This is a genomic window from Microbacterium sp. Y-01 (assembly GCF_003856715.1).
Lineage (GTDB): Bacteria > Actinomycetota > Actinomycetes > Actinomycetales > Microbacteriaceae > Microbacterium > Microbacterium algeriense.
In genome coordinates, this window is the sequence record NZ_CP024170.1 from 3,112,516 (window position 1) to 3,139,104 (window position 26,589).

Here is a 26,589-nt window from a genome sequence, read left to right on the forward strand (position 1 = left end):
GCGAAGGAAGCAGGTGCTTACTTGACGATCTTCGTGACCGTACCGGCGCCCACGGTGCGTCCACCCTCACGGATGGCGAAGCCGAGGCCCTCCTCCATGGCGATCGGCTGGATCAGCTCGACCGACATGTCGGTGGTGTCGCCGGGCATGACCATCTCGGTGCCCTCGGGCAGCGAGATGACGCCGGTGACGTCGGTGGTGCGGAAGTAGAACTGCGGGCGGTAGTTCGTGTAGAACGGGTTGTGACGGCCACCCTCGTCCTTCGACAGGATGTACGCGGTGCCCTCGAAGTTCGTGTGCGGGGTGATCGAACCCGGCTTCACGACGACCTGGCCGCGCTCGACGTCCTCACGCTTGGTGCCGCGGAGCAGCAGACCACAGTTCTCGCCGGCCCAGGCCTCGTCGAGCTGCTTGTGGAACATCTCGATACCGGTGACGGTCGTCTTCTGCGTGGGACGCAGACCGACGATCTCGACCTCGGAGTTGATGGCCAGGGTGCCACGCTCGGCGCGACCCGTGACGACGGTGCCACGACCGGTGATCGTGAAGACGTCCTCGACGGGCATCAGGAACGGCTTGTCGCGGTCACGCTCGGGGTCCGGCACGCTGTCGTCGACGGCCTGCATGAGCTCGAGGATCGCGTCGACCCACTTCTCGTCGCCCTCGAGGGCCTTGAGAGCGGAGACGCGCACGACGGGGGCGTCCTCGGAGAAGCCCTGGCTCGCGAGCAGCTCGCGAACCTCGAGCTCGACGAGCTCCAGGATCTCCTCGTCGTCGACCATGTCGGACTTGTTCAGCGCGACGAGCAGGTACGGAACGCCGACCTGCTTGGCGAGCAGCACGTGCTCACGCGTCTGAGCCATCGGGCCGTCGGTGGCGGCGACCACGAGGATCGCGCCGTCCATCTGAGCCGCACCGGTGATCATGTTCTTGACGTAGTCGGCGTGGCCGGGGGCGTCAACGTGCGCGTAGTGGCGCTTCGGGGTCTCGTACTCGATGTGCGAGATGTTGATGGTGATACCACGCTGGCGCTCTTCCGGCGCCGAGTCGATGGAAGCGAAGTCACGCTGCACGTTGGTGTCGGACGGGTACTTGTCAGCAAGCACCTTCGAGATCGCTGCGGAGAGCGTGGTCTTGCCGTGGTCGACGTGACCGATCGTTCCGATGTTGACGTGCGGCTTGGTCCGCTCGAACTTGGCCTTAGCCACTGGGTCCTCCTCAGGACGTCGTTGTAGGGGTGACCGGGCACTGGTTTGCGACCGGTTCTCTACGGGTTAGGTTCTCAGTTTAGTAGAGAGGGAATGTGAAGTTGTAGGTGACCTGGGAACCCCGGGTTGCTTCGACAGGCTCAGCAACCCAGGGCTCCCAGAAGAGCGATTACTCGCCCTTGGTCTTCTGGACGATCTCGTCGGCCACAGCGCGGGGCACCTCAGCGTAGCTGTGGAACTCCATCGAGTAGACCGCGCGGCCCGAGGTCTTCGAGCGCAGGTCGCCGATGTATCCGAACATCTCGGACAGCGGGACCTGGGCGCGGACGACCTTGACGCCGGCGGCGTCCTCCATCGACTGGATCTGGCCACGACGCGAGTTCAGGTCGCCGATGACGTCGCCCATGTACTCCTCGGGAGTACGGACCTCGACGGCCATCAGCGGCTCGAGCAGCACGGGGTTGGCACGGCGAGCGGCCTCCTTGAAGCCCATGGAGCCCGCGATCTTGAACGCCATCTCCGAGGAGTCGACGTCGTGCGCCGCACCGTCGACGATGGTCGCCTTGACGCCGACCATCGGGTAGCCCGCGAGGACTCCGACGTTCATGGCGTCCTGGAAACCGGCGTCGATCGAGCCGATGTACTCACGAGGGATGCGACCACCGGTAACGGCGTTCACGAACTCGTAGGTCTTCTCAGCGTCCAGGTCGAGGGGCTCGATCGTGAACTGGATCTTCGCGAACTGACCCGAACCACCGGTCTGCTTCTTGTGCGTGTAGTCGTGCTTCTCGACGGCCTTGCGGATCGTCTCGCGGTAGGCCACCTGGGGCTTTCCGACGTTCGCCTCGACGCGGAACTCGCGCTTCATGCGGTCCACGAGGATGTCGAGGTGCAGCTCGCCCATGCCCTTGATGGTCGTCTGACCGGTCTCGGGGTTGAGCTCCGTGCGGAAGGTCGGGTCCTCCTCAGCGAGCTTCTGGATCGCGAGACCCAGCTTCTCCTGGTCGGCCTTGGTCTTCGGCTCGATGGCGACCTCGATGACCGGCTCCGGGAACGTCATCGACTCGAGGACGACCGGGTTCGCGATGTCGGACAGGGTGTCACCGGTGGTGGTGTCCTTCAGGCCGATGACCGCGTAGATGTTGCCGGCGGTCAGCGAGTCGACCGGGTTCTCCTTGTTGGCGTGCATCTGGAAGATCTTTCCGATGCGCTCCTTCTTGCCCTTGGTCGAGTTGATGACCGCGGAGCCGGAGTCGAGGTGTCCCGAGTACACGCGAACGTAGGTCAGGCGACCGAAGAACGGGTGCACGGCGACCTTGAACGCGAGAGCCGAGAACGGGTCGTTCGCGTCGGGGTGACGCTCGATGATCGTGTCGTAGTCCTTCGGGTCGTGCGCCTCGATGGCACCGACGTCGAGGGGGTTCGGCAGGAAGTCGACGACCGCGTCGAGCATCGGCTGGACGCCGCGGTTCTTGAACGCGGAGCCGCAGAGGACCGGGTAGATCTCCGAGGCGATGGTCAGCTTGCGGATCGCGCCCTTGATCTCGGCGACCGAGAGCTCCTCGCCGCCGAAGAACTTCTCGAGCAGCGCGTCGTCGGTCTCGGCGACGGTCTCGAGGAGCTGCTGACGGTACTCCTCAGCCTTGTCCTTCAGGTCGGCCGGGATCTCCTGGACCTCGTACTTGGCGCCCATGGTGACATCACCCTTGGCGTCGCCGGGCCAGACCAGCGCACGCATCTCGATGAGGTCGACGACTCCGATGAAGTCGTTCTCCGCACCGATGGGCAGCTGGATGACGAGCGGCTTGGCGCCGAGGCGGCTGACGATCGTGTCGACCGTGAAGTAGAAGTCCGCGCCGAGCTTGTCCATCTTGTTGACGAAGCAGATGCGGGGCACGTTGTACTTGTCGGCCTGGCGCCAGACGGTCTCGGACTGGGGCTCGACGCCCTCCTTGCCGTCGAACACGGCGACCGCACCGTCGAGCACGCGGAGCGAGCGCTCCACCTCGACCGTGAAGTCCACGTGGCCGGGGGTGTCGATGATGTTGATCTGGTTCTTGTTCCAGAAGCAGGTCACGGCGGCAGACGTGATCGTGATGCCGCGCTCCTTCTCCTGCTCCATCCAGTCGGTGGTCGACGCGCCGTCGTGCGTCTCGCCGAGCTTGTGGTTGACGCCCGTGTAGAACAGGATGCGCTCGGTCGTCGTGGTCTTGCCGGCATCGATGTGCGCCATGATGCCGATGTTGCGGACCTTGCTCAGGTCCGTGAGCACGTCTTGTGCCACAGGAGTGTCCTTATCGTTTGGAGCAGGTGTACTGCGAAGAGCAGGTGTACTGCGAAGAGGGGGTGCGACGGGCCCAGGAACGCGGATCGGTCCCTGAGCCCGTCGAACGGGTTACCAGCGGTAGTGAGCGAACGCGCGGTTCGACTCGGCCATCTTGTGCGTGTCCTCGCGGCGCTTGACCGCGGCGCCCAGGCCGTTCGACGCGTCGAGGATCTCGTTCTGCAGACGCTCGGTCATCGTCTTCTCACGACGACCCTTCGCGTAGCTCACGAGCCAGCGCAGAGCGAGGGTGTTGGCGCGGTGAGGCTTGACCTCGACCGGCACCTGGTAGGTCGAGCCACCGACGCGGCGGCTGCGGACCTCGAGAGTCGGGCGCACGTTGTCGAGCGCCTTCTTGAGCGTGGCGACGGCGTCCTGACCGTTCTTCGCCTCGACACCGCGGAGGGCGCCGTAGACGATCGACTCGGCCAGCGACTTCTTGCCGTCGACGAGGATCTTGTTCACCAGCGAGGTGACGATCGGTGCGCCGTATACCGGGTCGTTGACGACGGGGCGCTTCGGGGCCGGTCCCTTACGAGGCATCTAACTCAACCCTTCTTCGCGCCGTAGCGGGAACGAGCCTGCTTACGGTTCTTGACAGCCTGGGTGTCCAGGGCGCCACGGACGATCTTGTAACGCACACCGGGGAGGTCCTTCACACGACCGCCGCGCACGAGCACCAGCGAGTGCTCCTGCAGGTTGTGGCCCTCACCGGGGATGTACGCGGTGACCTCGGTGCCGTTGCGGAGCTTCACACGAGCGACCTTGCGCATCGCCGAGTTCGGCTTCTTGGGGGTGGTGGTGTAGACGCGGGTGCAGACCCCGGCCTGCTGCGGGTTCGACTTGAGCGCCGGCGCCTTGGTCTTGGTGACCTTGGGCGAGCGACCCTTGCGAACCAACTGCTGAATGGTTGGCACGTTCTCTCCTCATAGTGCTGCACGGTGACAGCGTGATGGGTTTCACATCATGACCCACCGGCACGCCGGAACCGACGTGCTTTTGGTGTGGTGGGTATGCCGTGGGGGCGGACCGGCATGGTGCCGACGCCCAGCGCGCACATCGAGACGTGCACACACCTGGTCAAGTGTAATGCCGCGTAACGTGCCGGTCAAATGAGCGCGACCTCGACAGGCAGCGCCGAGGTCGTCAGGGCAGATCCGGGTCGAACGGGGAGTCCAGGGATTCGGTGAGCTCGGCGAGGAGCGCCTCGATCTGCGGCTCGACGTGCTGCGAGATGGCCGCCTGGATGTGGATGCGGTGTCGCAGCAGGATGCCGCAGATCTCGCGTCCGACCATGTTGGCGTACTCGTCGGCGAGCGCCACCTCCTGGCGCAGGGCCACCTTGGCCTCCTCGGTCAGCGGCGGCAGTGCGGGCAGCTCCGCGGCGGAGTCGTCGGCCAGGCCCGCGATCGTGAACAGGAACGGTGCGCCAGGCACGGGTTCCGGGTCGAGGGGCAGTCCGTCGAACTCGGGATCCAGGTCCTCCGTCGGCCGGTAGCTGCGCGCGCGATTGCGGGCGGCCTGCTGATCGAGTTCGCGCTGCAGCATCGGCAGGTTCCGTGCGGTGTACTCCGCCACGGCGTGATCGACGATCGTCTTAATGCGCGTGGAGAGTCCGTGCTGCACGCCGTGCGGGGTGTTGGCCCCGATGCCCGCGGCCGAGAGGATCGGAGAACCGAGGCACCGGCGGCACGGCGCGACCCTGCCGCGGTGGGTGGCTGGCTCCCAGCGCGGCACCCAGCGCAGCCAGGCCTCGACGGCCTGGTCCACCTGCGTCTCCAATGAGCGCTCCACCCCACCAGCGTACGGCGCGTCGCCTGTCACCGCCGCGATTTCCGCGGTCACGGCGAGTGGCCGTCGGGACGATTCCCGGAAGGCACGACGATTCACCGAGGGGATGCCGTCGGCTGCGGTGACAATTCCCGGAAGGTACGACGATTCGCCGAGGGGATGCCGTCGGCTCCGGTGACAATTCCCGGAAGGTACGACGATTCGCCGAGGGGATGCCGTCGAATCGTCGGCGGATCGTCACAGGGGCGGCGGATCGTCACAGGGGCGGCGGATCGTCGCAGGGTCGGCGGGTCGTCGCAGGGGCGGCGGGTCGTCGCAGGGGCGGCGGATCGTCGTGGTCGTCGGATCGTCAGGAGGTAGCGGCGCGCCGTCACTCCTCGTCGTCGCGCTCCCACGGCCAGCGCGGGTGCTCGGCACGGGTGCGGCGCAGCGCGATGCCGCCCCACCCGGCGAGGAGTCCCGCGAGCACCAGGATCGCACTCGCTCCCCCGCGGACGAGATCTCCGGCGACGGCGGTCGCGAGCACGAAGCTGCCCGTGCCGAAGAGCACCGTCATCCAGACCGCGACGAGGTGCAGGATGCCGGCGAGCAGGGCGATCGCGATCGTGGCGACATACGACGGCTGCGATCGCCGCAGTGTGGAGAACAGCATGAGGGCGAACGAGATCACCGCGACGAGCATGCCGATCGCGCCGGGAGCCTGACCCAGGTTCGGCACCGCGATGATGTCCGTGTCGGTCGCGACGCTCAGCGCCCCGAGGCCGAACACCGCGAGAGCGAAGAACCCGATGGTCGCGAACACCGTGGCGAGGACAGCCGAAACCCCCGCGGACTCGGGTCCGCGGGGGTTCGGCGTGGTGGAGTTCGTGATTACCTCGCGAGCGTCGGGCCGGCTTCGAGGGTGCGCTCGTACTCGCGCTGCGCCTCGGCGTTGAGCTCGGTCTTCCTGGCGCCGCTGCGGGCGACCCACGCGCCGAACCAGATGGTGAGCTCCCGCGCGAACACGAAGGCGGCGATGGCCAGCGGAGCGAGCAGCTGCCCGCCGACGACGTCGAGTCCTTCGGCGGCGGTGAGCTTCCAGAACGGAGCCTCGAACAGCTGACCGAGGATGTGCCCGGCATAGGCGATGACGCCGACGATGATGCCGAACACCACCCAGAGGCCCCAGCGACCGCGGTTGATGATCGCACCCAGCAGCCAGAAGCCGAGGAAGAAAACCACGACCGGCGTCCAGTATCCCCACGTGGTGAGCGGCGCGATGGCGGTCTGGCCGATGTTCTCACCGGTCACGTCACCCGCGATCGCGCCGAGGCCGAGGGCCGCGCCGAGGTACAGGATGGCGAACACGAGCGTGGCGAGCAGGCCGATCGCACCGGCGGTGCCGCGGTTGCCGCGGTCACGGGGCGGCTCCGGCGCCTGCACGAAGATCGGCTGAGGCTGCTGCGGCTGCACGGCGGCAGCGGCGACGAGCGGCTCGGACGGCACGATGCGCGTGTCCGTGTCGTCACTGTGCGTCGAGTAGGCGGCGTCGGCCATGCGGGAATCCTCGTGCCCGAACGGCACGGGTGCTGCCACGGTCGCCTCAGGGTAGAACGAGGCGGTGTCGGCGTCGGCATCCGACCGCGCGTCGTGGACGATGTCGCGCTGCGGCTCGGCCTGCACGGGAGCAGCAGGCGGGGCGGGAGCCGGGGCCGGCGCGGCGAAGGTGCCGGGGTGGTCCCGCTCCGCCTCTTCGAACGCGGCCAGGTCGGGGTCGATGGGCTGCGCGGCAGGCGTGCTCTCCGCGGCATCGTTCGTGCCGCGGACATCTGCACCCGCGGCTGCGGCGGCGTCGAGGCCGGCATTCGCGCTGCCGACGACGTCGTCTACGTCAGCCGGCTTCTCGGGCTGGGGAACGTCGGGGTCACTCATGGGGTGCGCCTCTCATCGGAAATGTGCATTGCGAGGCTACCGCCGCACGAACCGCCGCCCCCGGAGGCGTGCCGACGTGTCGTCATACGCACGGCGCCCGCAGAGGTTCCGCGGTCAGGGAAGCGCGGTGCGCAGAGCGGTCCCGGCGAACTCCGCGAGCACCGGGAGCATCGGCAGCGAGAGCCAGACGAGCGCGCCGACGATGCCGATGCACACCACGCCGGCGAACCAGCTCACCCCGAGGTTGCGTCCACCCACCCGTGCCATGCCCCCACGGTAGAGCCGAAGCACCCCGGACGCCGGGAGCAACGCCGCGCTCCGGCCTCAGCCCTTCGTCGCTCCGGCGGTCAGGCCGCCGACGATGTACTTCTGCAGGAACAGGAACAGGATCATCACGGGGATCGCGGCCATCACGGCGCCGGCGGAGAAGGCCGACCAGTCCGCATAGCGCGGGTTCGCGACGAGCTTGGTGAGACCGACGACGAGCGTCTGCTGGTCCACGTCGACGAGCATCACGCTCGCGATGACGTACTCGTTCACCGTGCCGATGAAGGACAGCAGGCCGACGACCGCGAGGATCGGGGCCACGAGCCGCAGGATGATCGTGAAGAAGATGCGGGCGTGGCCGGCGCCGTCGATGCGGGCGGCCTCGTCGATCTCCTTCGGGATCGTGTTGAAGAACCCGTACATGAGGTAGGTGTTCACGCCGAGCGCTCCGCCCAGGTACACCAGGATCAGCCCCGTGTGCGTGTTCAGCCCGATCGCCGGGAACCAGTCCCCCAACGTCGACATCAGCAGGAAGATCGCGACGACCGCGAGCAGCTGCGGGAACATCTGCACGACGACGATCGTCACGAGTCCGACGCGGCGTCCCGCGAAGCGCATGCGCGAGAAGGCATATGCCGCGCAGGCGCCGATGAACACGGTCACGGCGCCTGTGACCACGGCGATCAGCAGCGTGTTGAGGAACCAGGTGCCGTACGGGTTCTGCGGATCGCTCAGGATGCGCACGTAGCTGTCGATGCCGATCGCGGAGAACAGCTGGTTCGAGCCGGTCAGCGTGCCCTTCGGGTTCAGCGACGCGGAGACGACGTACAGCAGCGGGAACAGGGCGAACACGCTGACGACGATCGCGACGAGGTGTCGCCATCCGGTGTCGGCGAACCACGCGCCGAAGCTGCGACGGCGCGGGGCGAGGCGCTGTTCGGAGGTGCTGGTGGCGGTGCTCATGTCAGTTCAGCTCCTCGAGGGCCTTGGTCTTGCGGAAGCTGATGATCGAGATCGTCGCGACCACGATGAAGATCAGGATCGTGAAGGCCGATGCCAGGCCGTAGTCGCGCGTCTGGCCCGTGAAGGCCACCTTGTAGACCATCGAGATCAGGATGTCGGTGTGCCCCACCGGGATGGACACATCGCTGAAGCGCGGTCCGCCGTTGGTGAGCATGTAGATCAGGTTGAAGTTGTTGAAGTTGAACGCGAACGACGAGATCAGCAGCGGCGCGACGGTGACGAGCAGCAGCGGCAGCTTGATGCGGCGGAAGACCTGCCACGGGTTCGCGCCGTCCATCACGGCGGCCTCGTTCACGTCCTCCGGGATGCCCTGCAGCGCCCCCATGCAGACGAGGAACATGTAGGGGAACCCGAGCCACAGGTTCACCAGCAGCACCGACACCTTCGCGAGAGCGGGGTCGGTGAGCCAGGGGATGTCGGCCCCGCCGAAGATGACCTGATTGATGAAGCCGAAGCTCTCGTTCATCATCCCGGCCCAGACCAGCGCCGACAGGAACGCGGGGAACGCGTACGGGAGGATCAGGATGATGCGGTAGCCGTTGCGGAACCGCATCCGCGTGTTGTTGAACACCAGCGCGAGCAGGAGCCCGAGGAAGAACGTCGTCGCGACCGAGATCAGCGCGAAGGCGAACGTCCACAGCGTGACCGAGATGAGCGGTCCGCGGATGGACGAGTCGGTGACGGCACGGACGAAGTTGTCGAAGCCGACGGTCGTCTGCCACCCGGGCAGCAGCTGCTCTCCGTCTTCGGCCGTGAAGGCGCCGTCACCGGTGTCGGAGTAGACGGCCCCGGTGGTCGTGTCGGTGATGGTGTCGGCGTCCGCGTCGTAGGCGAGCGTCGAGACGTACAGGTAGCCCTTCTGTCCGTCCGGTGCGCGCAGGCTGCCGTCGTTGGGGTCGTCGCTGAACGGGACGGAGAGCTTCTCGAGCTCTTCTGAGAGGGTGAACACGGTGGCGAGCGGGAGGGTGGTCCACCCGTCCGTCGCGACGGCCTTGCCGCCCTCGAACTCGGCATCGACCTCCTGCAGGGGCTGCTCCGCGGTGCCGACCAGGGCGTCGCCCGAGTCGGGGTCGGTGACGAGCAGGCCATAGGTGCCGAACTGCTCGACGACCGTGACCGGGTAGGTGGGCGAATCCTCGACCCGCTCCTGCGCCGAGGCGAGAAGCGAGGAGATGGCCTGATCCTTGGTGCCGTTGTGGCCCGTGCCGTAGTTCGTGAACCCGATGTACCCGGTGTAGAGCAGGGTGAAGACCTGGAACACCACCAGGAAGATGATGCCGGGAGTGAGGTACTTCGCCGCGATGCGCTTGCGGGAGAAGTAGATGTAGTTGACGAGGATGGCGACCGCGACGACGATCCCGAGGATCAGCCATTCCTGGTGCGCGAACAGGACGAAGGCCGCATAGAGCGCGATCGCGTCGACCACGGCCAGCAGCAGGATCTTCAGCAGCATCCAGCCGATCGGTCCGGATGCCGCTTCGGCGATCTTCGCCGCCTGGCGCTGACGTCGGGTCGGAGGAGCAGTGCGCTCGTCGGTGTCTGTCATGTCGTCCTCGTCATGATCCTGCCGGGGCGGGCGAAGACGCCCACCCCGGCAGAGTCAGTGGTTCCGGCTGTTACTTGATCGCGGCGGTCACGTCGTCGACGAGCTTCTGCCACGTCGTCGTCGGGTCCGCGCCGTTGATGATCGCGGCCTCGGCCACGCCCCAGAACTGCCACACCGAGCCCATGGCCGGGATGGCGGGCATCGGCACGGCGTCGGCGCCGACGGCCTGGAAGCCGGCGATGATCGGGTCGGAGGCGGCGGAGTCGGCGGCGGCGGTCAGCGCGGGCAGGACGTTGCCGGCCTTGAACAGCTCGAGCTGCACGTCTTCGGTGCCGAGGTAGTTGACGAGGAAGTCGTTCGCGGCGACCTTGTTCTTCGACTCGGAGCTCACGAAGAAGCCCTTGACGCCGGCGAACGGCGACGCGGTCTCACCGGTCGGGCTCGGGATCGGGTCGATCGCGACGTTGATGCCGGCGTCCGTCGCGGCTCCGACGTTCCACGGGCCGGTCAGCCAGAAGGCCGCGGTCCCGTCGAGGAACTGCTGCTTGGCGATCTCACCGTCGATGTCGGTGTTCAGCGTGCCCGCTGCACCCTGCGCGCCCAGCCAGTCGGCGAAGGCGAAGCCGCCCTCGCTGCCCAGCTGGAGGTCGGTCGGGTCGTAGCTGCCGGACTCGTCCGTGCCGAAGACCGGAGCACCGAAGGCCGTCTGGAAGGGGTACAGGTGGTACGGGTTGCCCTCGGCGCCCTGCTCGACGACGAACGTGCCCTTCGACACCATGTCGTCGAAGCTCGTCGGAGCCTCCGGGACGAGGTCGGCGTTGCGCAGCACGGCGATGTTCTCGACCGCGTACGGGAGCATGTAGACGGTGCCCTCGTAGGTGGCCGCCTGCAGCGCCACCGGGAGGTAGTCCTCGGAGCTGTCGCCGAGCTCGATCGGAGCGACGACGCCGTTGGTGCTGAGCTCGCCCAGCCAGTCGTGCGCGCCCATGACGATGTCGGGGCCCTTGCCGGTCGGCACCTGCTGGATGAAGTCGTCCTTCATGTCGTCGACCGACTTGCCCGTGAGCTCGACCTTGACGCCGGTCTTCTCCTCGTAGGCGTCCGCCGCGCCCTGCAGGGCGTCCACGCGCTCGGCGTCGACCCAGACGACGAGCTTTCCGCCGTCCTGGGAGTCGGAGGTCTCATCGCCGCTGTTCCCCGCGGCGCAGCCGGCAAGCGTCAGAGTCGAAACGATGGCGATCGCGCCCGCGGCGACGATGCCCCTCTTGTTCACCTTCATTGGTGTGTGCCTCTCTCAGTGCTGTTGGCCTGCATGTACTGCAAGCGCTTACAGTATGCAACGAAAACGACACCGTTTGCAACGACGGACAGCGTCGATATCAACCCGTGACCGTCGAGACGAGGGCATCGATGCATGAAAACGCTTCCACCAGTTCGGGCGGGACGCGACTCGTAGACTCGGCGCATGGCAATCACTTCGCTCCATGTCGCGCGGATGACGGCGGGTGTCGCACTGGCGGCGTCCGCGGTCGCTCTCAGCGGCTGCACCGCGTTCGCCACGAGCTACGACGTGCTGGACCGCGAGGCCGAACCCGCCGATATGGTGCCGGACTCGGTGGTGGCGGAGGACTCCGGCGACGTCGCGGACCTGCCCTCGGCACGACTGGTGGGCGAGCACGAGGGCACATCGATCTGGCTGCTGCGCGGCGTCGAGGTCGGGGCGGTCTGCGTCCTCGCCTATCCGGACAACGACCTCTGGCTCATGGCCTGCGGAGGCGAACAGGGGCCCGTCGAGCTGAGCGGTCCCGCCGGACACTTCGTGACGGTTCCGGACGACTATCCGACGCCGGACGGAGCCACCCGGATCTCGGCCAATGTCTATGCCGTGACCCCTTGAGCACCGGCGCCGGTGTAGGAGGAGTAGCCGAACCGACCGACGCATCCGGCCGCAGAGCCGGTGACGCTCGTCAGCGACCGGCATCTCCCGGCGCATCCTGGATCACACGATCGATCCAGTCACGCCGCGGCAAAGCGGAGATGACTTCACGTGGAAACCACCCGAGTTCCATGATCTCGTCGAGGTCCGGCGTCGCCTCGCTGAGCAGTTCGCACTCGTACGCGATCGTCACGTAGCCGACCTGATCACCATTGGGATACGTGACTGCCAGAGGTTCTCCACCGTAGGCGCCGATGACACCGGTGATCCGGATCCGAGCTCCCGTCTCTTCGAAGACCTCTCGATCCACAGCGTCCGCGGGGTCTTCGTCGGGCTCGACCCCACCGCCGATCAGACTCCAGAGCCCGGAATGCGCGTGCCGGGCGAGCAAGAACCGCTCGCCGTCTCGAATGACGGCCGTGACGCCAGGGAGAAGCAAGAAGTCCTGACCGATCCGCGCGCGAATCGACTGGACATAGCTGGACATCGGCATCCGGGCAGTCTAAGCAATGGGCGCGGCACCTGCGGGGAGCACTCGACAGCGAGCGGACTAGCGACCTGCGTGGATCGGCAGCCGTTGACGGCCGTCGGGGCCCGGGGCTTCCCTTGCTCCTACCGAACCCAGCCCATGATCACGGCGAGCACGAGCAAGAGCGTGAACAACGGGACGATGACCCGGAGCTCCCAGTCGTTCGCATCCATCTTGCGAATCGTCCTGAGGATCGGCCAGCGCGCCTCCCTGGCACGCCGGGCTGCGCGCTTCGGGCTCTCGCTGTCGCGACGCAGGCTCATCTCGCCAGTATGGGACACGCGCTCGCGCCCCGGTTACAGTGGAGTCATGGCTGACAGCTCATTTGACATCGTCTCGAAGGTGGATCACCAGGAGGCGGAGAACGCCCTGAACCAGGCCCGCAAGGAGATCGAGCAGCGCTACGACTTCAAGGGCACCGGTGCGTCGATCGCCTGGAGCGGTGAGAGCATCCTGATCATCGCCAACACCGAGGAGCGGGCCAAGGCGGTTCTCGACGTGTTCCAGTCCAAGCTCATCAAGCGCGGCATCTCGCTGAAGAGCCTGGACTCGGGCGAGCCCTTCGCGAGCGGCAAGGAGTTCCGCATCGTCTCGACGCTCAAGGACGGCATCTCCTCCGAGAACGCGAAGAAGATCAACAAGATCATCCGCGACGAGGGCCCCAAGGGCGTCAAGAGCCAGATCCAGGGCGACGAGCTGCGCGTGCAGTCCAAGAGCCGCGACGACCTGCAGTCCGTGATCGCGCTCCTCAAGGGCTCCGACCTCGACGTCGACCTGCAGTTCATCAACTACCGGTAAGCAGCCCGTCGGGCCGGTCGGCGAGAGACAGGTGGCGGCGCGGGGATGACCGCGTGCCCCTGATCACGGCTCACAGTCGATCGGGATCGAAGTCGAAGAGACCGCCGAACGGCGTCGCCTCGTCACCGGTGTCACGAGGGTCGAACTGGACGGTCGCGGTCGTGACCACGATGCGCGAACGCGGGGTGACGAGCACGCGCACCCGACGGTTGCCCACGGCGACGAATTCCACGAAGGCCGCCGGTCCGTTCGCTGCGGCCTCCACAGATCTGAGGATGCGGTCGAGGTCCTGGTCCTGGGCGAGAAACGTGCTGTCGCCGTCGATGATGATCTCGGTCCGCTCCATCGTCTGCATGTCGCCCATCCCAGCACACGAACGGCCTCCGAAGCTGCGAGTCCCGTTGAAGTCCAGCTCGGGGCGACGGACACCGCGGGGAACCGCCGCGCGTATCCTTTGCTCATGGGAAAGCTCGAGTACAACAGTTCGCGGCCTGCGATCGAAGTGGACGACGAAACGCTGGTCCACCTGAAGATCGTGATGGGCACGAAGCTGCGTCGTCACGAGAGCTTCATGATGACCTGGCCCGCAGCCCAGGGGCGCGCCGGCAGGATGACCGCGTGGATGCACCCGAGCATCCCCTTGATCCTGGAATTCGACTCCGAGGACCTTCCGAAGGTCGACAGCCACCGCATCGAGCGAATGATGACGGCGCTCAACGCTCGGGGGGAGCTCGTCCTCGACGACCTCCCCTGATCGGGACCCGGTGCCTGCCGATGAGGTCTGCGGGCGTTCCCGCACGCCCCACACAGAATGCCTGTTCTCGGTGCGGAGCACGCTCACGGGCCCAGCGGTCCCAGGCCCGAGAGGGGGTCGGATGCCACGGCCTCCGACCCCCTCTGCGTGCTCTCGCGAGATTGCATACCGATATACCGGTTGTGGTGCTCAAGACTGGAGGCGGTCGACTCGATGCGACCGATGACGCAACCACCGCGTGACGGGCACCCGTCGCCGGCGACGCTCTTCGGGACTGCGAGCCAGCCCTCGTGGGGACGAGGCCACAGCGGTTCCACGCGCGTGCGTCTCCTGTGGTCGGCGGATGCGGAAGCGCCCGCCGGCCACAGACCCTCGAGTGAGAAGGACCCCGCCCGTCCCGTGCTGCGCGCCCCCACGCGGATCACGGCCGGACGGGGCTCATTGGCATCAGACGCGACTTCATGATGTAGTTTCCCTCCCGGGTGAATCATGGGGCGCCCGGGATTGAAGGACAACTGGGGGCAGGTCCATGCAGCGTATTCGGTCGACGAGCATCGGCGAGAGCAAGCAGCTTCTGGCTGAGGAGGTCTACCACTACATCGGCAGGCGGATCATCGACGGCACGCTGGCCGCCGGGGAACGCATCCGCGACGTCGACGTCGCGGAGGAGCTGCACGTGTCGCGCACACCGGTGCGCGAGGCTCTCCAACGCCTCGAACGCCTGGGGATGGTGACCATGTACCCCAGCCGCTACACCGAGGTCACGCCCGTCACCGCTGAGACGGTCGCGCAGTCGCTGGTGTTCGCCGGTCATCAGGGAGGCATCGCCGCCCGGCTGGCCGCGCCGCGGATCACACCGGCGCAGCGGGAGCACGTCGTCGAGCTCGTCGCGACGATGTACGCGTCGATCGACGACAGCGCGAGGACCTCCCTCACCCGGTGGGCCGTGTTCTCGTACCTGGGCGAGCACTGCGGGAACGCGCAGCACCGCTCCCTCATCGCCGACGCGAGCATGGTGCTGTCGCGCAATCTGCGCGGCTGGGCGGTCCCGCGGGGCGACCGCCTCCGGATGCAGCAGATCTACATCGATTTCCGTGACGCGATCCGCCGCGGCGACGGCGACGCGGCCGAGCGTCTGGCGCGCGAGATGTACTACGTCTGACGGGGCTCGGGCCGACGCAGGCCGGCCGATGCACGCCAGCCGGTGACCCAGCGTTCGAGCCGCGCATAGGCCTCTTCCCGAGCGGCATGGCGGGAGAGGAAGACGTCGTGCAGAGCGCCGTCGATCCGTTCCACGGTGACCGAGGGGCCGAGCCGGAGCGCCGCACGGGCGATGTCGTCCACCACGAGCACGGAGTCCGCCGAGGTCAGCTCCTCCGACCAGCGGGTGGGCGGCACGAATCGCGCCGAGAGCAGCACGCACACCGGCGCCGAGATGGACAGCCCCGCCGCCACGGTCTTGTGGCCGGTGAGGATCGCGTGCAGCCACCCCGCGTACACCGCCATCGTCTGCACGGGCCGCCACGCCGTGTCGATCTCCATCGGATCGTCGGGGTCGGCGACCTCCTGCTGCGCGCGCGTGTAATAGCCGAGGTCGACCTGCGGCGCGACCTCCATCGGTCGGATCCGCGCCTGAAGCTCCACCACGGGAGCCAGCGCCGCGCGCGCCGGCGCGAACTGGAACTCCAGCCAGGGGCTGTTCAGCACCACCGCGTCTGCGACCCCCGGATGCCGCGACGCCCACAGGCTCAGGGTGAGCCCGCCCGTGGAATGCCCGAAGAGGACGAGGCCGCGCGCGGACTCGTTGCCGCCCAGCCCGCGTCCCATCGCCTCGAGGGCCGCGCCGATGTCCTGGTCGTAGATCGCCAGGTCCGCGATGTAACCGGGCGTCTGTCCCTCGCGCAGACTGCGACCGTACTTGCGCAGGTCGAGCGCGAAGAACCGGGCGCCGCGTGACGTCCAGAACCGGGCGAGCCGCTTCTGGAAGAAGTAGTCCGACCAGCCGTGGACGTACAGCACATCGACTCCGTCGAGAAGCCGACGCCGGCCGCGCACCCGGTCCCACCACTCCTGCTCGGGCGGGAGGGCGCGCACCAGGGTCGCCACCACCGGGCCCTGCTCGTCGGTGCCGAGGTCGAGCGTCAGCTGCTCGAACTCGTCACCGAGCACATCAGGGATCCAATCCGCCATGCGTTCCTCCCCCTCGCCGCCAGGCTAGCCGAGCAGACGCCCAGGAGGGGGATGCGGGTCCGGGAGGGCGCTACTCGCCTCGGGACACGCGCACCATCTCGTCGCGCGGGACGACCTTGATCCGGGCGCGCTCCTCGGGCGCTCCGAGGGCGATCTCGTGCTCGTCGAGGCGATGCCAGCCGTCCAGGTCCGTCCAGGCGACGCCGCGCTCGGCGAGGAGGGCCGGGATCGCGTCCTCGCTGGGGTCCTCCGGGTGCCACCACGACCCCTGGTCGTTGATGATGTGCCGGACGGTCTCCATCGCGTCGGACTTGGTGTGCCCGATCAGTCCGACCGGTCCGCGCTTGATCCAGCCCGTGGCGTAGATGCCGGGCACCTGCTCGTTGGAGTCCTTCGCGAGCACCTGGCCCTCGCGATTGGGGATCACCCCGTGCTTCTTGTCGAACGGCACGCCGGGCAGCGGGGAGCCGAAGTAGCCGATCGCGCGGTACAGAGCCTGCAGCGGCACCTCGCGCAGCTCTCCCGTGCCCACGGCACCACCCTGACCATCGGGCTTCGTGCGCTCGTACACGAGAGCGGCGACGCGACCCGTCTCGTCCTTGCGCACCTCCACCGGCTTCGCCCAGAAATGCAGGTGCAGACGCCGAGATGCCGTCCCGCCGGCGTTGTTGACCGAGTCGCGCTTGCGCCACGACTGCAGGATCCGGTCGATCACCATGACCTGCTTGTTGCTGGCGACCGCATCCTTCGAGGCCTCGTCGTAGTCGAAGTCCTCGTCGTACACGACCATGTCGACATCGCGCAGCTCGCCGAGCTCGCGCAGTTCGAGCGGTGTGAACTTCACCTGCGCGGGTCCGCGGCGTCCGAAGATGTGCACGTCCGTCACCGCGCTGGCCTTCAGCCCCTCGTAGACGTTCGCCGGGACCTCGGTGACGAGCAGGTCCTCCGCATGCTTCGCGAGCATGCGGGCGACGTCGAGCGCCACGTTGCCGTTGCCCAGCACCCCGACGGAGGCCGCGTCCAGCGGCCACTCCCGCGGCACGTCCGGATGCCCGTCGAACCAGCTCACGTAGTCCGCGGCCCCGTAGGAGGCCACGGCGTCGATGCCGGGGATGTCGAGCGAGGTGTCGCGGATCGCCCCGGTCGCGAAGATCACGGCGTTGTAGTGCTTCTTGAGGTCGTCGAGGGTGATGTCCTCGCCGAAGCGGACGTTGCCGAACAGGCGGATGTCACCGCGATCGAGGACATCGCGCAGCGCCGTGATGATGCCCTTGATGCGCGGGTGATCGGGCGCGACGCCGTAGCGGACGAGCCCGTAGGGAGCCGGCAGCTGCTCGAAGAGGTCGATCGACACGTCGAACTTGCGCTCGGCCTTCAGCAGGATGTCCGCGGCGTAGATGCCGGCGGGTCCCGCACCGACGATGGCCAGTCTGAGCTTGGTCATGGGAGGTCCTTTCGTATGCCGACGCAGCCGGCGGGCAGCCCGAGGGGCGCCCGCGCGGAATCAGCTGGAGCGTTCGGCGAGGGTCTCAGCAAATCGTGTCAGCGCCTCGCGGACGGTGCCGCGCGGGAGGGGATCGAGGGCGTCGGTCGCATCGCGCGTCCAGGAATGCGCGAGCTCGAGCGTCTTCTGCGTCACGGCGTGATCGCGGAGCTCGTCCAGAGGGCCGTCGAGGATGGCCGGATCGGCTCCGTCCGCGATGAGCGCCACTCCGTCGTCGATGCGCGCCGCGAGGTCGACCGACGCGGCGTCGCCCTCGGCCTTCAGCAGCAGGTAGGGCATGGTCGGAACGCCCGCACGCAGGTCGGTTCCCGGCACCTTGCCGGTCTCCTCCGGCTTCGCCGACAGGTCGATGACGTCGTCGAGCAGCTGGAAGGCCACGCCGATCTTCTCGCCGTACACGCGCAGCGGCTCCTCGTACGCCGAGGAGGCGTTGGAGAAGATCACGCCGCCCTGGGTCGCCGCGGCGATCAGGGAACCGGTCTTGTCGGCGAGCACCTGGATGTAGAACGCGATCGGGTCGTCGCCCTCCTGCGGTCCGAGGGTCTCGTGCATCTGTCCGAGGACGAGGCGCTCGAACGTGTCGGCCTGCAGTCGGATGGCCCGCTCCCCCAGGCGCGACATGAGCTGACTGGCGCGCGAGAACAGGATGTCGCCGGTGAGGATCGCGATGTTGTTGCCCCACACCGCGTGCGCGGCCGGGACACCGCGGCGGCGGTCCGCGCCGTCCATGACGTCGTCGTGATACAGCGAGCCCAGGTGGGTGATCTCCAGAGCCTTCGCGACATCGATCACCTCGGCCGTGTTGCCGTCGCCGAGCTGTGCGGCCAGGAGCGTGAGGACGGGCCGGATGCGCTTGCCGCCCGCCTCGTACAGGTAGCGGCTGGCGGCGTCGGCGAGCGGATCGGCGACGCGCACGTCCTCGGCCAGTCCGGTCTCGACCAGCTCCAGTCCGTCTTCGATGGCGCGGGCGACGCGGCGGGCGGCGGGGCCGATGAAGACGCGATCGCTGAAGCCGAGACGGCTCGCCAGTCGCGAACCCGGGGCGATGGGGCTCGAAGTCACGGTCCCAGCCTACCTGCGTCGGCTGACGCGGTTTCGTCCGCGGAGATCACTCCGGCTTGCGCGCTCTGTGCAGGGCCACGATGCCGAACGAGAGATTCCGGTACGCGACGTCGGCCCAGCCCGCCTCCCGGATCCAGGCCGACAGCTTCTTCTGGTCGGGCCACTCGCGGATCGACTCGTTGAGGTAGTCGTAGGCGTCGCCGTTGGTGCCCGCGACCCGGGCGACGCGCGGCAGCACCTGCGCGTTGTAGAAGCGGTAGGCACTGCGGAACAGCTTGCCCGGCGGGGTGGAGAACTCGTTGATCACGAGTCGGCCGCCCGGCTTGGTCACGCGGTACAGCTCGCGCAGCGCCTTCTTCGGATCGTTCACGTTGCGCAGCGCATACGACATCGTGACCGCATCGAACTCCCCGTCGCCGAACGGCAGGTCAGTGGCGTCGGCCTGCACGAACGACAGGTTGCGCATGGCGCCGTGCCGTCGCTCGCCCTCCGCGAGCATCCCGGGCGAGAAGTCGGCCGCGACCACCTGAGCACCGCTGCGCGCGAGGGACGCCGACGACGACGCGGTGCCGGCACCGAGGTCGAGGATCCGCTCCCCCGGCTTGGGAGCGACCGCGCGCGTGGTGGCGGCGCGCCACAGGACGTCGTTGCCGAACGTCATCGCGGTGTTCGTGCGGTCGTAGCCTGCGGCGACCTGGTCGAACATGCCGCTCACGCGGGCGGGGTCCTTGCCGAGGTCGGCGCGGTTCTTCTCGTTCGGGGTCACGGGATCAGTCTAGGCGCGAGGTTCAGCGCCTCGAGGCGGTCGAGCCACGGATCCGCCGTCGCGTCGTCGAACGGGGCGGTCTGTGCGCGCACCCGCTCCTCCAGGTCGAGCGCGAGGGCCTCGAGGTGCGTCATCACGGCGGCGGGGTAGCCGTAGCGGACGCTGTGCTCCGCCCACTCGTCGCGGTCGTCGACCCAGGTGCCCCGGGCACCCTCGACCCGCACGACGTCGAGATCCATGTCGATGCCCGTCGCGAGCAGCGGATCGTCCGACCAGCGGATGTCCCAGCCGAGGTCGATGTAGATGCGCATGCCGCGGGGATGACGACGGTTCACGGTCAGCGCATGGTCCGCGCTCGCCGGGACCAGCGTGACGTTCGGACCCGCCGCGTGGAACTCCGCACCGGGACGGATGCTGTGCCATCCGGCGGGCTGGCCGACCCAGTCTCCCCAGTGGTCCGAGCCGAGGTACACGCACTCGTGACGCCAGTGCGGGGAGCCGTCCCACTTCCGCCACTGGAAGACCATCTCGGTGCCGGGTGCGGGACGCGCGTCGCTCATCCGTTCACCCTACGACGACGCGGTTCCGGGTCGGCGACGCGGCATAGGCTGGACACGTGCACACCACCCACCTGGTCGTGGAGACCCGCGAGATCGACCCGGTCGAAGACCTCCTGGCGTACGCCGACCCCGCTCGTCCGCTCGCCTGGCTGCGCCGCGGAGACGGGATCGTCGCCGTCGGGGAGCCGCTTGCGGAGCTACGCCCGCGTCCTGCGGCCGGCACGCCCCGCTCGCAAGCGCTGGCCACGGTCTGGCGCGGCATCTCGGCCCAGGCGGAGATCTCCGATCCGGTCGGACTGCCCGGCACCGGGCTCGTCGCGTTCGGGGCGTTCGCCTTCGACGAGGAGTCGGCCGCCGACAGCGTGCTCATCGTGCCGACCCGCGTGCTCGGCAGGCACGGGCACCGCTTCTGGGAGACCCGGATCCGTCTCGCGTCCGACCCCCGGGCGGCGACCCCGCTCGCCACGCAGCCGTATGGACCGCACTGGGCCGGCACGGTCGGGCCGGGGGCGCAGAGCCCGCAGGGATATCAGGACTCCGTGCGGCGCGCGCTCTCCCGCATCGCGGACGGCGAGCTGAGCAAGGTCGTCCTCGCCCGCGACCTCATCGGCACGATCCCCGCCGGCTCCGACCTGCGCCGCCTCGTGCGAGCGCTGTCGACGGGGTACCCCGACACCTGGGCCTTCGCGGTGGACGGTCTGATCGGCGCGAGCCCCGAGACCCTGGTGACGGTGCAGCAGGGCACCGTGACGGCCCGGGTCCTCGCCGGCACGATCGGGCGCGGCGCCGACGCGGACGCCGACACCGAGGCGTCCACGCACCTCGCCTCCAGCACCAAGGACCTCGACGAGCACCAGTATGCGGTGCAGAGCGTGCTCGCCTCGCTGCGCGCGCACACCAGGGCGCTCGCGGCGAGCGAGCAGCCGTTCCTGCTGAAGCTGCCGAACCTGTTCCATCTCGCCACCGACGTGGAGGGCGAACTGGCCGACGGCGAGTCCGCGCTCGACCTGGTGCGCGCGCTGCACCCCACGGCCGCGGTCGCCGGGACCCCCACTCCAGCGGCGATCGCGGCGATCCGCGACCTCGAGCCGTTCGACCGCGGACGCTATGCGGGCCCGGTGGGCTGGGTCGACGCCGAGGGCAACGGCGAGTGGGCCATCGCGCTGCGGTGCGCCCAGTTCGTCGCCGAGGCGGACGCGATCGGCGTCACCGCGTACGCCGGCGCGGGGATCGTCGCGGGTTCCGACCCGGAGAGCGAGCTGCTGGAGACGCGCGTGAAGTTCCGTCCCCTCGTCGACGCTCTCGCCTGACGCCGGTCCCGGACGGGCGTACCGGGACGGGGCAGGGTCAGCTGGCGGCGAGCCGCTTCTTCTCGGCCTCGACGTCGAAGTCCGCGCCGGGCCACTGCGGGTCGATGTCCTCCAGAGCGGCGAGCAGCAGCTCCTGCACCGCGAGGCGCGCGTACCACTTGGCGTTCGCCGGGATCACGTACCAGGGCGCCGCTTCGGTCGAGGTGCGGTCGAACACCGTCTGGTACGCCTGCATGTACTGCGGCCACAGCATCCGCTCGTCCACATCGCCGGGGTTGTACTTCCAATACTTGTCCGGCCGCTCCAGGCGCTCCATGAGGCGCTCCTTCTGCTCCTCCGGGGAGATGTGCAGCATCACCTTGATGATGCGCGTCCCGGATGCGGCCACCCGGGCCTCGAACTCGTTGATCGCGTCGTAGCGGCGCTCGATCTCCTCCGGCGGGGCGAGCTGCCTGACCCGGCCGATCAGCACGTCCTCATAGTGCGAACGGTCGAACACGCCGATGAACCCGGGCTCCGGGAGCCGCTTCTCGACGCGCCACAGGAAGTCATGCTCGCGCTCCTCGGCCGTCGGGGCCTTGAAGGCCGCGAGCGCCACGCCCTGCGGGTCGACCCCGCCCACCACATGGCGCACGATGCCGCCCTTTCCGGCGGAGTCCATGGCCTGCAGCACCAGCAGCACGGAGTCCTTCGCCGTGCCGACGCGACTCTCGGCGAACAGCCGTTCCTGCAGCCCGTTGAGGTCGTCGAGTCCTGCCGCGAGGTCGGCCTGCCCCTGGGACTTGCCGTGGTCGTATCCCGGCTTGCTGTCCGGGTCGAGGTCGGCGAGGCGGAAACCGCTGCCGACGCGGAGCGTCTGCGTCCAGGTGTGCGCGTTCATACGCACATCCTGCCAGTCAGCGCGGCAGCGGGACCTCGATGATCTGACGGCCGCCGCGCGGCGAGGTCAGCGCCTGATCCAGCGCCGTGCGGGTGGTGACGCGCTGGTACTCCCAGCCGTAGGCCAGGGCGAGATGCTCGATGCGGACGTTGTGCGGCGTGTAGAAAGCCCGATCCAGGTCGGCCGGTCGCGCGGAGGCGGCGACCTCGAGCGCGTCGAAGATCGTGCCACCGCCGTCGTTGCCGACGATCACCTGCAGCCGCGGCTCGGTCTCGTCCGGCGGCAGCAGCAGCGCGCCGACGTCGTGCAGGAACGCCAGATCGCCGAGCAGCACACGGGTCACGCCGGGGGCGCCGGCCGCCTGGCTGGCGAGGGCGATGCCTGTCGCGGTGGCGATCGTGCCGTCGATGCCGGCGAGGCCGCGATTGGCGTGCACGGGGACCTTCTTTCCGCCGAGCACCTGGTCGGCGACCCGGACCAGCCGGGACGACCCGAAGACCAGCCGGTCGTGCGGCCAGGTGGCGCGCCAGACGGCATCGACGAGGAGCTCCCTGTCGAGCGGGCGGCGGACCGCGTCGAGCTCGGCCCGCACGGCCTCCCGCCTGGCGGCGAAGTCGGTGGATGCGAGACCCTCCGGGTCCGGGGCGTTCTCGCTCAGGTCGACGACCTCGGCCGCCGAGGCCTGGAGCCACGCCCCGAGCCAGTCGCGGTCGACGGCACCGGGTGCGACGGAGACCGCCTCGACACCGCGCGTGCGGTGGTTGAGGTCGAGCTGCTCGCCGCCGCGGTGGCGCGCGACGACCTCGACATCCGTCCGCGACAGCAGCGCCGCGACCTCACGGCTGAGCGTGGGGTGGCCGAGCACCACGACGCGCTCGATGCGCCCGCCGAGGTCATCGCGGCGGAGCAGGCGGCGATAGCCGTGGACGAGCTGGCGACCGAATCGCGCACCGCTCACGATCTCCGCGATCAGGGGCCAGCCGCCCGCATGCGCGAGCTCCTCGGCATCCGGTCCGGCGTCGGCACCGGCGACCACGACCGTGCGCGGTCCGCGCGCGAGTACCCACGGTTCGCCGGCGATGCGGCGGGGCGCCTCGCCCGGCGTGACCGCGACGGATGGCAGCTCGCCGGAGAGCGGCTCCCGCGACGGCAGGTTCAGGTGCACGGGACCGGCGACCCCGGGCCGTGCGTGCTCCCCCGCACGGGCGCCCATCGCCGCGGCGACGGCGCGCTCGGCGAGACCGGACCAGTCGCCGTCCCCCGGCACGGGCGCGTCGAGCTGATCGCGCACCCAGGGGTGGAAGAGCCCGTCCTGGATGGTCGCCTGGTTGGCTCCGACGCCGCGCAGCTCCGGAGGACGGTCGGCGGTGAGCAGGAGCAGCGGAACGCCGGAGTGGAACGCCTCCATCACGGCGGGCAGCAGATTGGCGACGGCCGTGCCCGACGTGCAGATGACGGCAGCGGGCACACCGGTCTCGCGGGCGATCCCGAGCGCCGTGAAACCGGCGACGCGCTCATCGATGCGGACGTGGACCCGCACCGGACCCTCTTCTGCGAAACGCACCGCGGCGAGCGCGAGCGCCTGCGACCGGGAACCGGGAGAGAGCACGAGGTCGCGCACACCCTGGGCGACGAGGTCGGCGATCAGGGACGCCGCGGCATCCATCGCCGGCGACGAGGTCACGGGCGCTGGTCCGTGGCCGGAGGCTCGTCGCTCTCCTCATCGAGACGGGCGAGCTCCTCCTCGAGGCGGCGGATGCGGGCGTCCTGCTCGGTCTTGCTGATGCTGCGGAGGAAGGCGGGGTCGTCGTCGGGGGCGATGACGGGACGCACACCCGAATCGTTCGCGCGCCGACGGCCGATCACGAACCAGAGGATGCCGCCGATGACGGGCAGGAGCACCACGATGAAGATCCAGGCGGTCTTGGACACACCCCGGTGCCGCGTCGCCGGCTGCACGGCGCAGTCGACGATGCTGTACACCCAGAACACGGCGGCGAGGAAGCCGCCGATGATCAGTAGTCTCGCCACCCCTCCAGTGTAGGCACGTCCGGGACGCACGGGCCCCGGGAGGGGCAGAGGCGCCGTTGCTAGACTGCGCGGGAAATGCTGCCCACATCGCCGGAACGGATGCCGCGAGCGCGGGACGAGCGGCGGCTGATCGCCCGGATGATCACCGCCGTCGGCCTCGCGCTCCTCCTCGTCGTCGGCGCCTGGTCCACCTCGCACGGCACCGCCGACGTGCACGCCACGCTGTGCCTCGCGGCCGGTGTCTCCGATCCGGCGGTCGCCGCTTCGGGCCCGGACGCCGCGGCGGATGCGAGCGTGATCGACGTCCTCTCCTCGGACGCGGGTCTGTGCGTGATCGCGGCGCTGTGCTGCGTCGCGCTCGCCCTCCTGTTCCGACGGCTCGCCGGGCGGCGGTCCCGCCCTCTCGGCGCACGCGCACCGCGCACGGTGGCACCGCCCCGCGCCGGTCCTCTGCTCCTCGTCCCCGCGCTCACCCTCACGCAGCTCTCCATCTCCCGCACCTGACCCGCGACGCGCGCATCGAGCCGTCCCGGCGGCATCCATCCCTCGTCGTACCCCTGTGTCTGGAGACCCCATGAAAACCTCTGTCAAGGCGACCCTGATCGCCATCGCCGTCGCCATCGTCCTGCTGATCGCCGGGATCGTGTTCGCCCTCTCGCAGCGGAGCTCCGCCCCTCCGGCCGAGAGCGGAGAGCCGCAGCAGACCGTCCGCACCGACTCGCATGTGCTCGACGAGGGCGGGGAGGACGCGGTGACCGTCGTGGAGTTCCTCGACTTCGAGTGCGAAGCGTGCGGCGCCTTCTATCCGGTGGTCGAAGAGCTCCGCGAGAAGTACGCCGGAGACATCACCTATGTCGTGCGGTACTTCCCCCTGCCGGGACACGTCAACTCCACGCAGGCCGCCATCGCCGCAGAAGCCGCCGCCGGGCAGGATCGCTTCGAGGACATGTACCACCGGCTGTTCGAGACCCAGGCGCAGTGGGGCGAGGAGTCGGAGGAGACCCCCGAGGTGTTCCGGGCGTTCGCCGAGGAGCTGGGGCTCGACATGGCCGCCTACGACGCCGCGGTCGCCGACCCCGCCACCGCGCAGCGCGTGCAGGCGGACAAGAGCGACGGCGACCGGCTGCAGGTGAGCAGCACCCCGACGTTCTTCGTCGACGGCGAGCAGGTCGTGCTGCAGGAGTGGGACGACCTGGAGGAGGCGATCGAGAAGGCCGTGAACGGCTGAGACCCTCGAGTCGAGAGCCCCTCCTGGCGGAACATCACCAGGAGGGGGTCTCGTCGTCCGGCCCGAGACGCGACGGAGTCGTCGATACGCTGAGACCACGACCAGGGAGAGGGCTCGGACGACGATGGATGTGACTTCGGTTCTGCAGGTGACGCACAACGCGCGCGGGCTCGGCGGGCTCCCGATCTCCGGCGGCGGGCAGCTCGCCTCCGGGCTCCTGTTCCGCTCGGACGCGCTCGGCGCCCTGACCCACGACGGACGACGCGCCCTGGCCAGCCTCGGCATCGGCACCGTGATCGACCTGCGCACCGACGCGGAGCGCGCCCGCTCGGCGGACCGTCTTCCCGAGGACGGCAGCGTGACGCTGCTCGAGCTCCCCATGCAGGGCGGCGCGATGGACGAGATGGTAAAGCGGATGATGCCCGCCGCGGGGCGCTCCGGGATGTCGGTGACCCAGGTGGCGGAGCTGCTGCAGCACGTGCCGACGCTGGAGGACCTGTACGTCGCGATCCTGGAGGGGAGTTCCGCGCAGTTCGCGACCATCGCCCGCACCGTGCTGGCGGCCTCCCGCACCGATCGTCCCGGCGTCCTCATCCACTGCACTGCGGGCAAGGACCGCACCGGCCTCGCCTCGGCGCTCCTCCTCCTGCTCGCTGAGGTTCCCCGGGACGCCGTCGTCGCGGATTACACCCAGACGGAGACCAACCTCGCGCGCGGCTTCGCGGAAGCGCTCACCGGCCTCATCACCGCCCTCGGCATCCCGCTCACCCCGGAGCTGGACACCCTCGCGACCAAGGCCCCGGCATCGGCGATCGAGACCGCGATGGACTGGATCGCCACGCATCACGGCGACGTCGCCGGATACCTGCGCCACGGCGGCCTGACGGACGAGGAGATCGCCGAGCTGCGCCGGGTGCTGCGCGGCGAAGACGCCTGATCCGCCCGCGAATCCCTCCCGCGGTGACAGCACCC

At 68.9% G+C, this 26,589-nt stretch carries 30 protein-coding genes; 8 read left to right on the forward strand and 22 right to left on the reverse strand.

The annotated features are described in order from the left end of the window. Window positions 1–17: 17 nt before the first annotated feature. From tuf to CSX12_RS14990, 11 genes are all read right to left on the reverse strand, one after another. Window positions 18–1,208, reverse strand: coding sequence for an elongation factor Tu (gene tuf / locus CSX12_RS14945; protein ID WP_017201606.1), 1,191 nt, complete (start codon window positions 1,206–1,208; stop codon window positions 18–20). A gap of 169 nt (window positions 1,209–1,377) precedes the next feature. After that, window positions 1,378–3,492, reverse strand: coding sequence for an elongation factor G (gene fusA / locus CSX12_RS14950; protein ID WP_026049631.1), 2,115 nt, complete (start codon window positions 3,490–3,492; stop codon window positions 1,378–1,380). Window positions 3,493–3,603: 111 nt separating this feature from the next. Then, window positions 3,604–4,074 carry a 30S ribosomal protein S7 gene (rpsG, locus tag CSX12_RS14955; RefSeq protein WP_017201608.1) on the reverse strand — a complete coding sequence of 157 codons (471 nt, stop codon included), beginning with the start codon at window positions 4,072–4,074 and terminating at the stop codon, window positions 3,604–3,606. A 5-nt stretch (window positions 4,075–4,079) separates the two neighbouring features. Continuing rightward, window positions 4,080–4,448, reverse strand: a complete 369-nt coding sequence (rpsL, locus tag CSX12_RS14960) for a 30S ribosomal protein S12 (protein ID WP_017201609.1) — start codon at window positions 4,446–4,448, stop codon at window positions 4,080–4,082. Window positions 4,449–4,677: 229 nt separating this feature from the next. After that, a complete protein-coding gene (locus CSX12_RS14965; protein WP_026049632.1) occupies window positions 4,678–5,325 on the reverse strand; it encodes a hypothetical protein in 648 nt (215 codons plus the stop codon). 367 nt (window positions 5,326–5,692) lie between these two features. Continuing rightward, window positions 5,693–6,124, reverse strand: coding sequence for a hypothetical protein (locus CSX12_RS14970; protein WP_124896300.1), 432 nt, complete (start codon window positions 6,122–6,124; stop codon window positions 5,693–5,695). A 68-nt stretch (window positions 6,125–6,192) separates the two neighbouring features. After that, on the reverse strand, window positions 6,193–7,233 hold the full coding sequence (locus CSX12_RS14975; RefSeq protein ID WP_124896301.1) for an ABC transporter: 1,041 nt from the start codon (window positions 7,231–7,233) through the stop codon (window positions 6,193–6,195). Between the two features lie 114 nt (window positions 7,234–7,347). Next, window positions 7,348–7,500 (reverse strand): hypothetical protein, encoded by a 153-nt coding sequence (locus CSX12_RS18520; RefSeq protein ID WP_164479593.1) that lies wholly within the window; start codon window positions 7,498–7,500, stop codon window positions 7,348–7,350. 57 nt (window positions 7,501–7,557) lie between these two features. Beyond that, a complete protein-coding gene (locus tag CSX12_RS14980) occupies window positions 7,558–8,463 on the reverse strand; it encodes a sugar ABC transporter permease (RefSeq protein ID WP_017201613.1) in 906 nt (301 codons plus the stop codon). Between the two features lies 1 nt (window position 8,464). Continuing rightward, window positions 8,465–10,069 (reverse strand): ABC transporter permease subunit, encoded by a 1,605-nt coding sequence (locus CSX12_RS14985; protein WP_017201614.1) that lies wholly within the window; start codon window positions 10,067–10,069, stop codon window positions 8,465–8,467. A 70-nt stretch (window positions 10,070–10,139) separates the two neighbouring features. Then, a complete protein-coding gene (locus CSX12_RS14990) occupies window positions 10,140–11,348 on the reverse strand; it encodes a maltose ABC transporter substrate-binding protein (RefSeq protein ID WP_124896302.1) in 1,209 nt (402 codons plus the stop codon). A 186-nt stretch (window positions 11,349–11,534) separates the two neighbouring features. Here CSX12_RS14990 and CSX12_RS14995 point away from each other — a divergent pair, with 186 nt between their 5' ends. Then, window positions 11,535–11,966, forward strand: coding sequence for a hypothetical protein (locus CSX12_RS14995; protein WP_124896303.1), 432 nt, complete (start codon window positions 11,535–11,537; stop codon window positions 11,964–11,966). A gap of 70 nt (window positions 11,967–12,036) precedes the next feature. On the opposite strand, the gene CSX12_RS15000 is transcribed toward CSX12_RS14995, so the two are convergent. Further along, entirely contained in the window at window positions 12,037–12,498 is a 462-nt protein-coding gene (locus CSX12_RS15000) for an NUDIX domain-containing protein (RefSeq protein ID WP_241160476.1), read from the reverse strand. 119 nt (window positions 12,499–12,617) lie between these two features. Next, on the reverse strand, window positions 12,618–12,797 hold the full coding sequence (locus CSX12_RS15005) for a hypothetical protein (RefSeq protein ID WP_124896304.1): 180 nt from the start codon (window positions 12,795–12,797) through the stop codon (window positions 12,618–12,620). Window positions 12,798–12,843: 46 nt separating this feature from the next. Here CSX12_RS15005 and CSX12_RS15010 point away from each other — a divergent pair, with 46 nt between their 5' ends. Continuing rightward, window positions 12,844–13,332, forward strand: a complete 489-nt coding sequence (locus CSX12_RS15010; RefSeq protein WP_017201618.1) for a YajQ family cyclic di-GMP-binding protein — start codon at window positions 12,844–12,846, stop codon at window positions 13,330–13,332. Between the two features lie 70 nt (window positions 13,333–13,402). Here the strand turns inward: CSX12_RS15010 and CSX12_RS15015 are convergent, their stop codons facing one another. Continuing rightward, window positions 13,403–13,696, reverse strand: coding sequence for a hypothetical protein (locus tag CSX12_RS15015; RefSeq protein ID WP_124896305.1), 294 nt, complete (start codon window positions 13,694–13,696; stop codon window positions 13,403–13,405). Window positions 13,697–13,792: 96 nt separating this feature from the next. On the opposite strand from CSX12_RS15015, the gene CSX12_RS15020 reads away from it, so the two are divergent. Both CSX12_RS15020 and CSX12_RS15025 read left to right on the forward strand, forming a co-directional pair. Then, a complete protein-coding gene (locus CSX12_RS15020) occupies window positions 13,793–14,086 on the forward strand; it encodes a hypothetical protein (protein WP_124896306.1) in 294 nt (97 codons plus the stop codon). Between the two features lie 529 nt (window positions 14,087–14,615). Beyond that, window positions 14,616–15,248, forward strand: a complete 633-nt coding sequence (locus tag CSX12_RS15025; RefSeq protein ID WP_124896307.1) for a GntR family transcriptional regulator — start codon at window positions 14,616–14,618, stop codon at window positions 15,246–15,248. Here CSX12_RS15025 and CSX12_RS15030 read toward each other — a convergent pair. From CSX12_RS15030 to CSX12_RS15050, 5 genes are all read right to left on the reverse strand, one after another. Beyond that, window positions 15,239–16,276 carry an alpha/beta hydrolase gene (locus CSX12_RS15030; RefSeq protein WP_017201622.1) on the reverse strand — a complete coding sequence of 346 codons (1,038 nt, stop codon included), beginning with the start codon at window positions 16,274–16,276 and terminating at the stop codon, window positions 15,239–15,241. The genes CSX12_RS15025 and CSX12_RS15030 overlap by 10 nt on opposite strands. A 70-nt stretch (window positions 16,277–16,346) precedes the next feature. Next, window positions 16,347–17,720 carry an FAD-dependent oxidoreductase gene (locus CSX12_RS15035; RefSeq protein WP_017201623.1) on the reverse strand — a complete coding sequence of 458 codons (1,374 nt, stop codon included), beginning with the start codon at window positions 17,718–17,720 and terminating at the stop codon, window positions 16,347–16,349. A 60-nt stretch (window positions 17,721–17,780) separates the two neighbouring features. Next, complete coding sequence (locus CSX12_RS15040) at window positions 17,781–18,842, reverse strand: polyprenyl synthetase family protein (protein ID WP_124896308.1); 1,062 nt, start codon at window positions 18,840–18,842, stop codon at window positions 17,781–17,783. A gap of 46 nt (window positions 18,843–18,888) precedes the next feature. Then, window positions 18,889–19,608, reverse strand: a complete 720-nt coding sequence (locus tag CSX12_RS15045; RefSeq protein ID WP_124896309.1) for a class I SAM-dependent methyltransferase — start codon at window positions 19,606–19,608, stop codon at window positions 18,889–18,891. Continuing rightward, on the reverse strand, window positions 19,605–20,168 hold the full coding sequence (locus CSX12_RS15050; protein WP_124896310.1) for a hypothetical protein: 564 nt from the start codon (window positions 20,166–20,168) through the stop codon (window positions 19,605–19,607). The genes CSX12_RS15045 and CSX12_RS15050 overlap by 4 nt, the downstream gene beginning before the upstream one ends. Before the next feature lie 56 nt (window positions 20,169–20,224). Here CSX12_RS15050 and CSX12_RS15055 point away from each other — a divergent pair, with 56 nt between their 5' ends. Next, complete coding sequence (locus CSX12_RS15055; protein WP_124896311.1) at window positions 20,225–21,478, forward strand: isochorismate synthase; 1,254 nt, start codon at window positions 20,225–20,227, stop codon at window positions 21,476–21,478. 37 nt (window positions 21,479–21,515) lie between these two features. On the opposite strand, the gene CSX12_RS15060 is transcribed toward CSX12_RS15055, so the two are convergent. The 3 genes from CSX12_RS15060 to CSX12_RS15070 are packed head-to-tail and all read right to left on the reverse strand — an operon-like array spanning window position 21,516 to window position 24,389. Next, a complete protein-coding gene (locus CSX12_RS15060; RefSeq protein WP_124896312.1) occupies window positions 21,516–22,358 on the reverse strand; it encodes a polyphosphate kinase 2 family protein in 843 nt (280 codons plus the stop codon). A 16-nt stretch (window positions 22,359–22,374) separates the two neighbouring features. Then, window positions 22,375–24,024, reverse strand: a complete 1,650-nt coding sequence (gene menD, locus CSX12_RS15065) for a 2-succinyl-5-enolpyruvyl-6-hydroxy-3-cyclohexene-1-carboxylic-acid synthase (RefSeq protein ID WP_124896931.1) — start codon at window positions 24,022–24,024, stop codon at window positions 22,375–22,377. Between the two features lie 14 nt (window positions 24,025–24,038). After that, entirely contained in the window at window positions 24,039–24,389 is a 351-nt protein-coding gene (locus CSX12_RS15070; RefSeq protein ID WP_017201630.1) for a PLD nuclease N-terminal domain-containing protein, read from the reverse strand. A 75-nt stretch (window positions 24,390–24,464) separates the two neighbouring features. Here CSX12_RS15070 and CSX12_RS15075 point away from each other — a divergent pair, with 75 nt between their 5' ends. The 3 genes from CSX12_RS15075 to CSX12_RS15085 all read left to right on the forward strand — a co-directional run bounded on the left by CSX12_RS15075 (window position 24,465) and on the right by CSX12_RS15085 (window position 26,554). After that, window positions 24,465–24,893: a hypothetical protein gene (locus CSX12_RS15075; protein ID WP_241160477.1), complete on the forward strand. Its 429-nt coding sequence runs from the start codon at window positions 24,465–24,467 to the stop codon at window positions 24,891–24,893. A 70-nt stretch (window positions 24,894–24,963) separates the two neighbouring features. Continuing rightward, complete coding sequence (locus CSX12_RS15080) at window positions 24,964–25,617, forward strand: thioredoxin domain-containing protein (RefSeq protein WP_124896313.1); 654 nt, start codon at window positions 24,964–24,966, stop codon at window positions 25,615–25,617. 124 nt (window positions 25,618–25,741) lie between these two features. Beyond that, on the forward strand, window positions 25,742–26,554 hold the full coding sequence (locus tag CSX12_RS15085; RefSeq protein WP_124896314.1) for a tyrosine-protein phosphatase: 813 nt from the start codon (window positions 25,742–25,744) through the stop codon (window positions 26,552–26,554). Window positions 26,555–26,589: the final 35 nt, after the last annotated feature.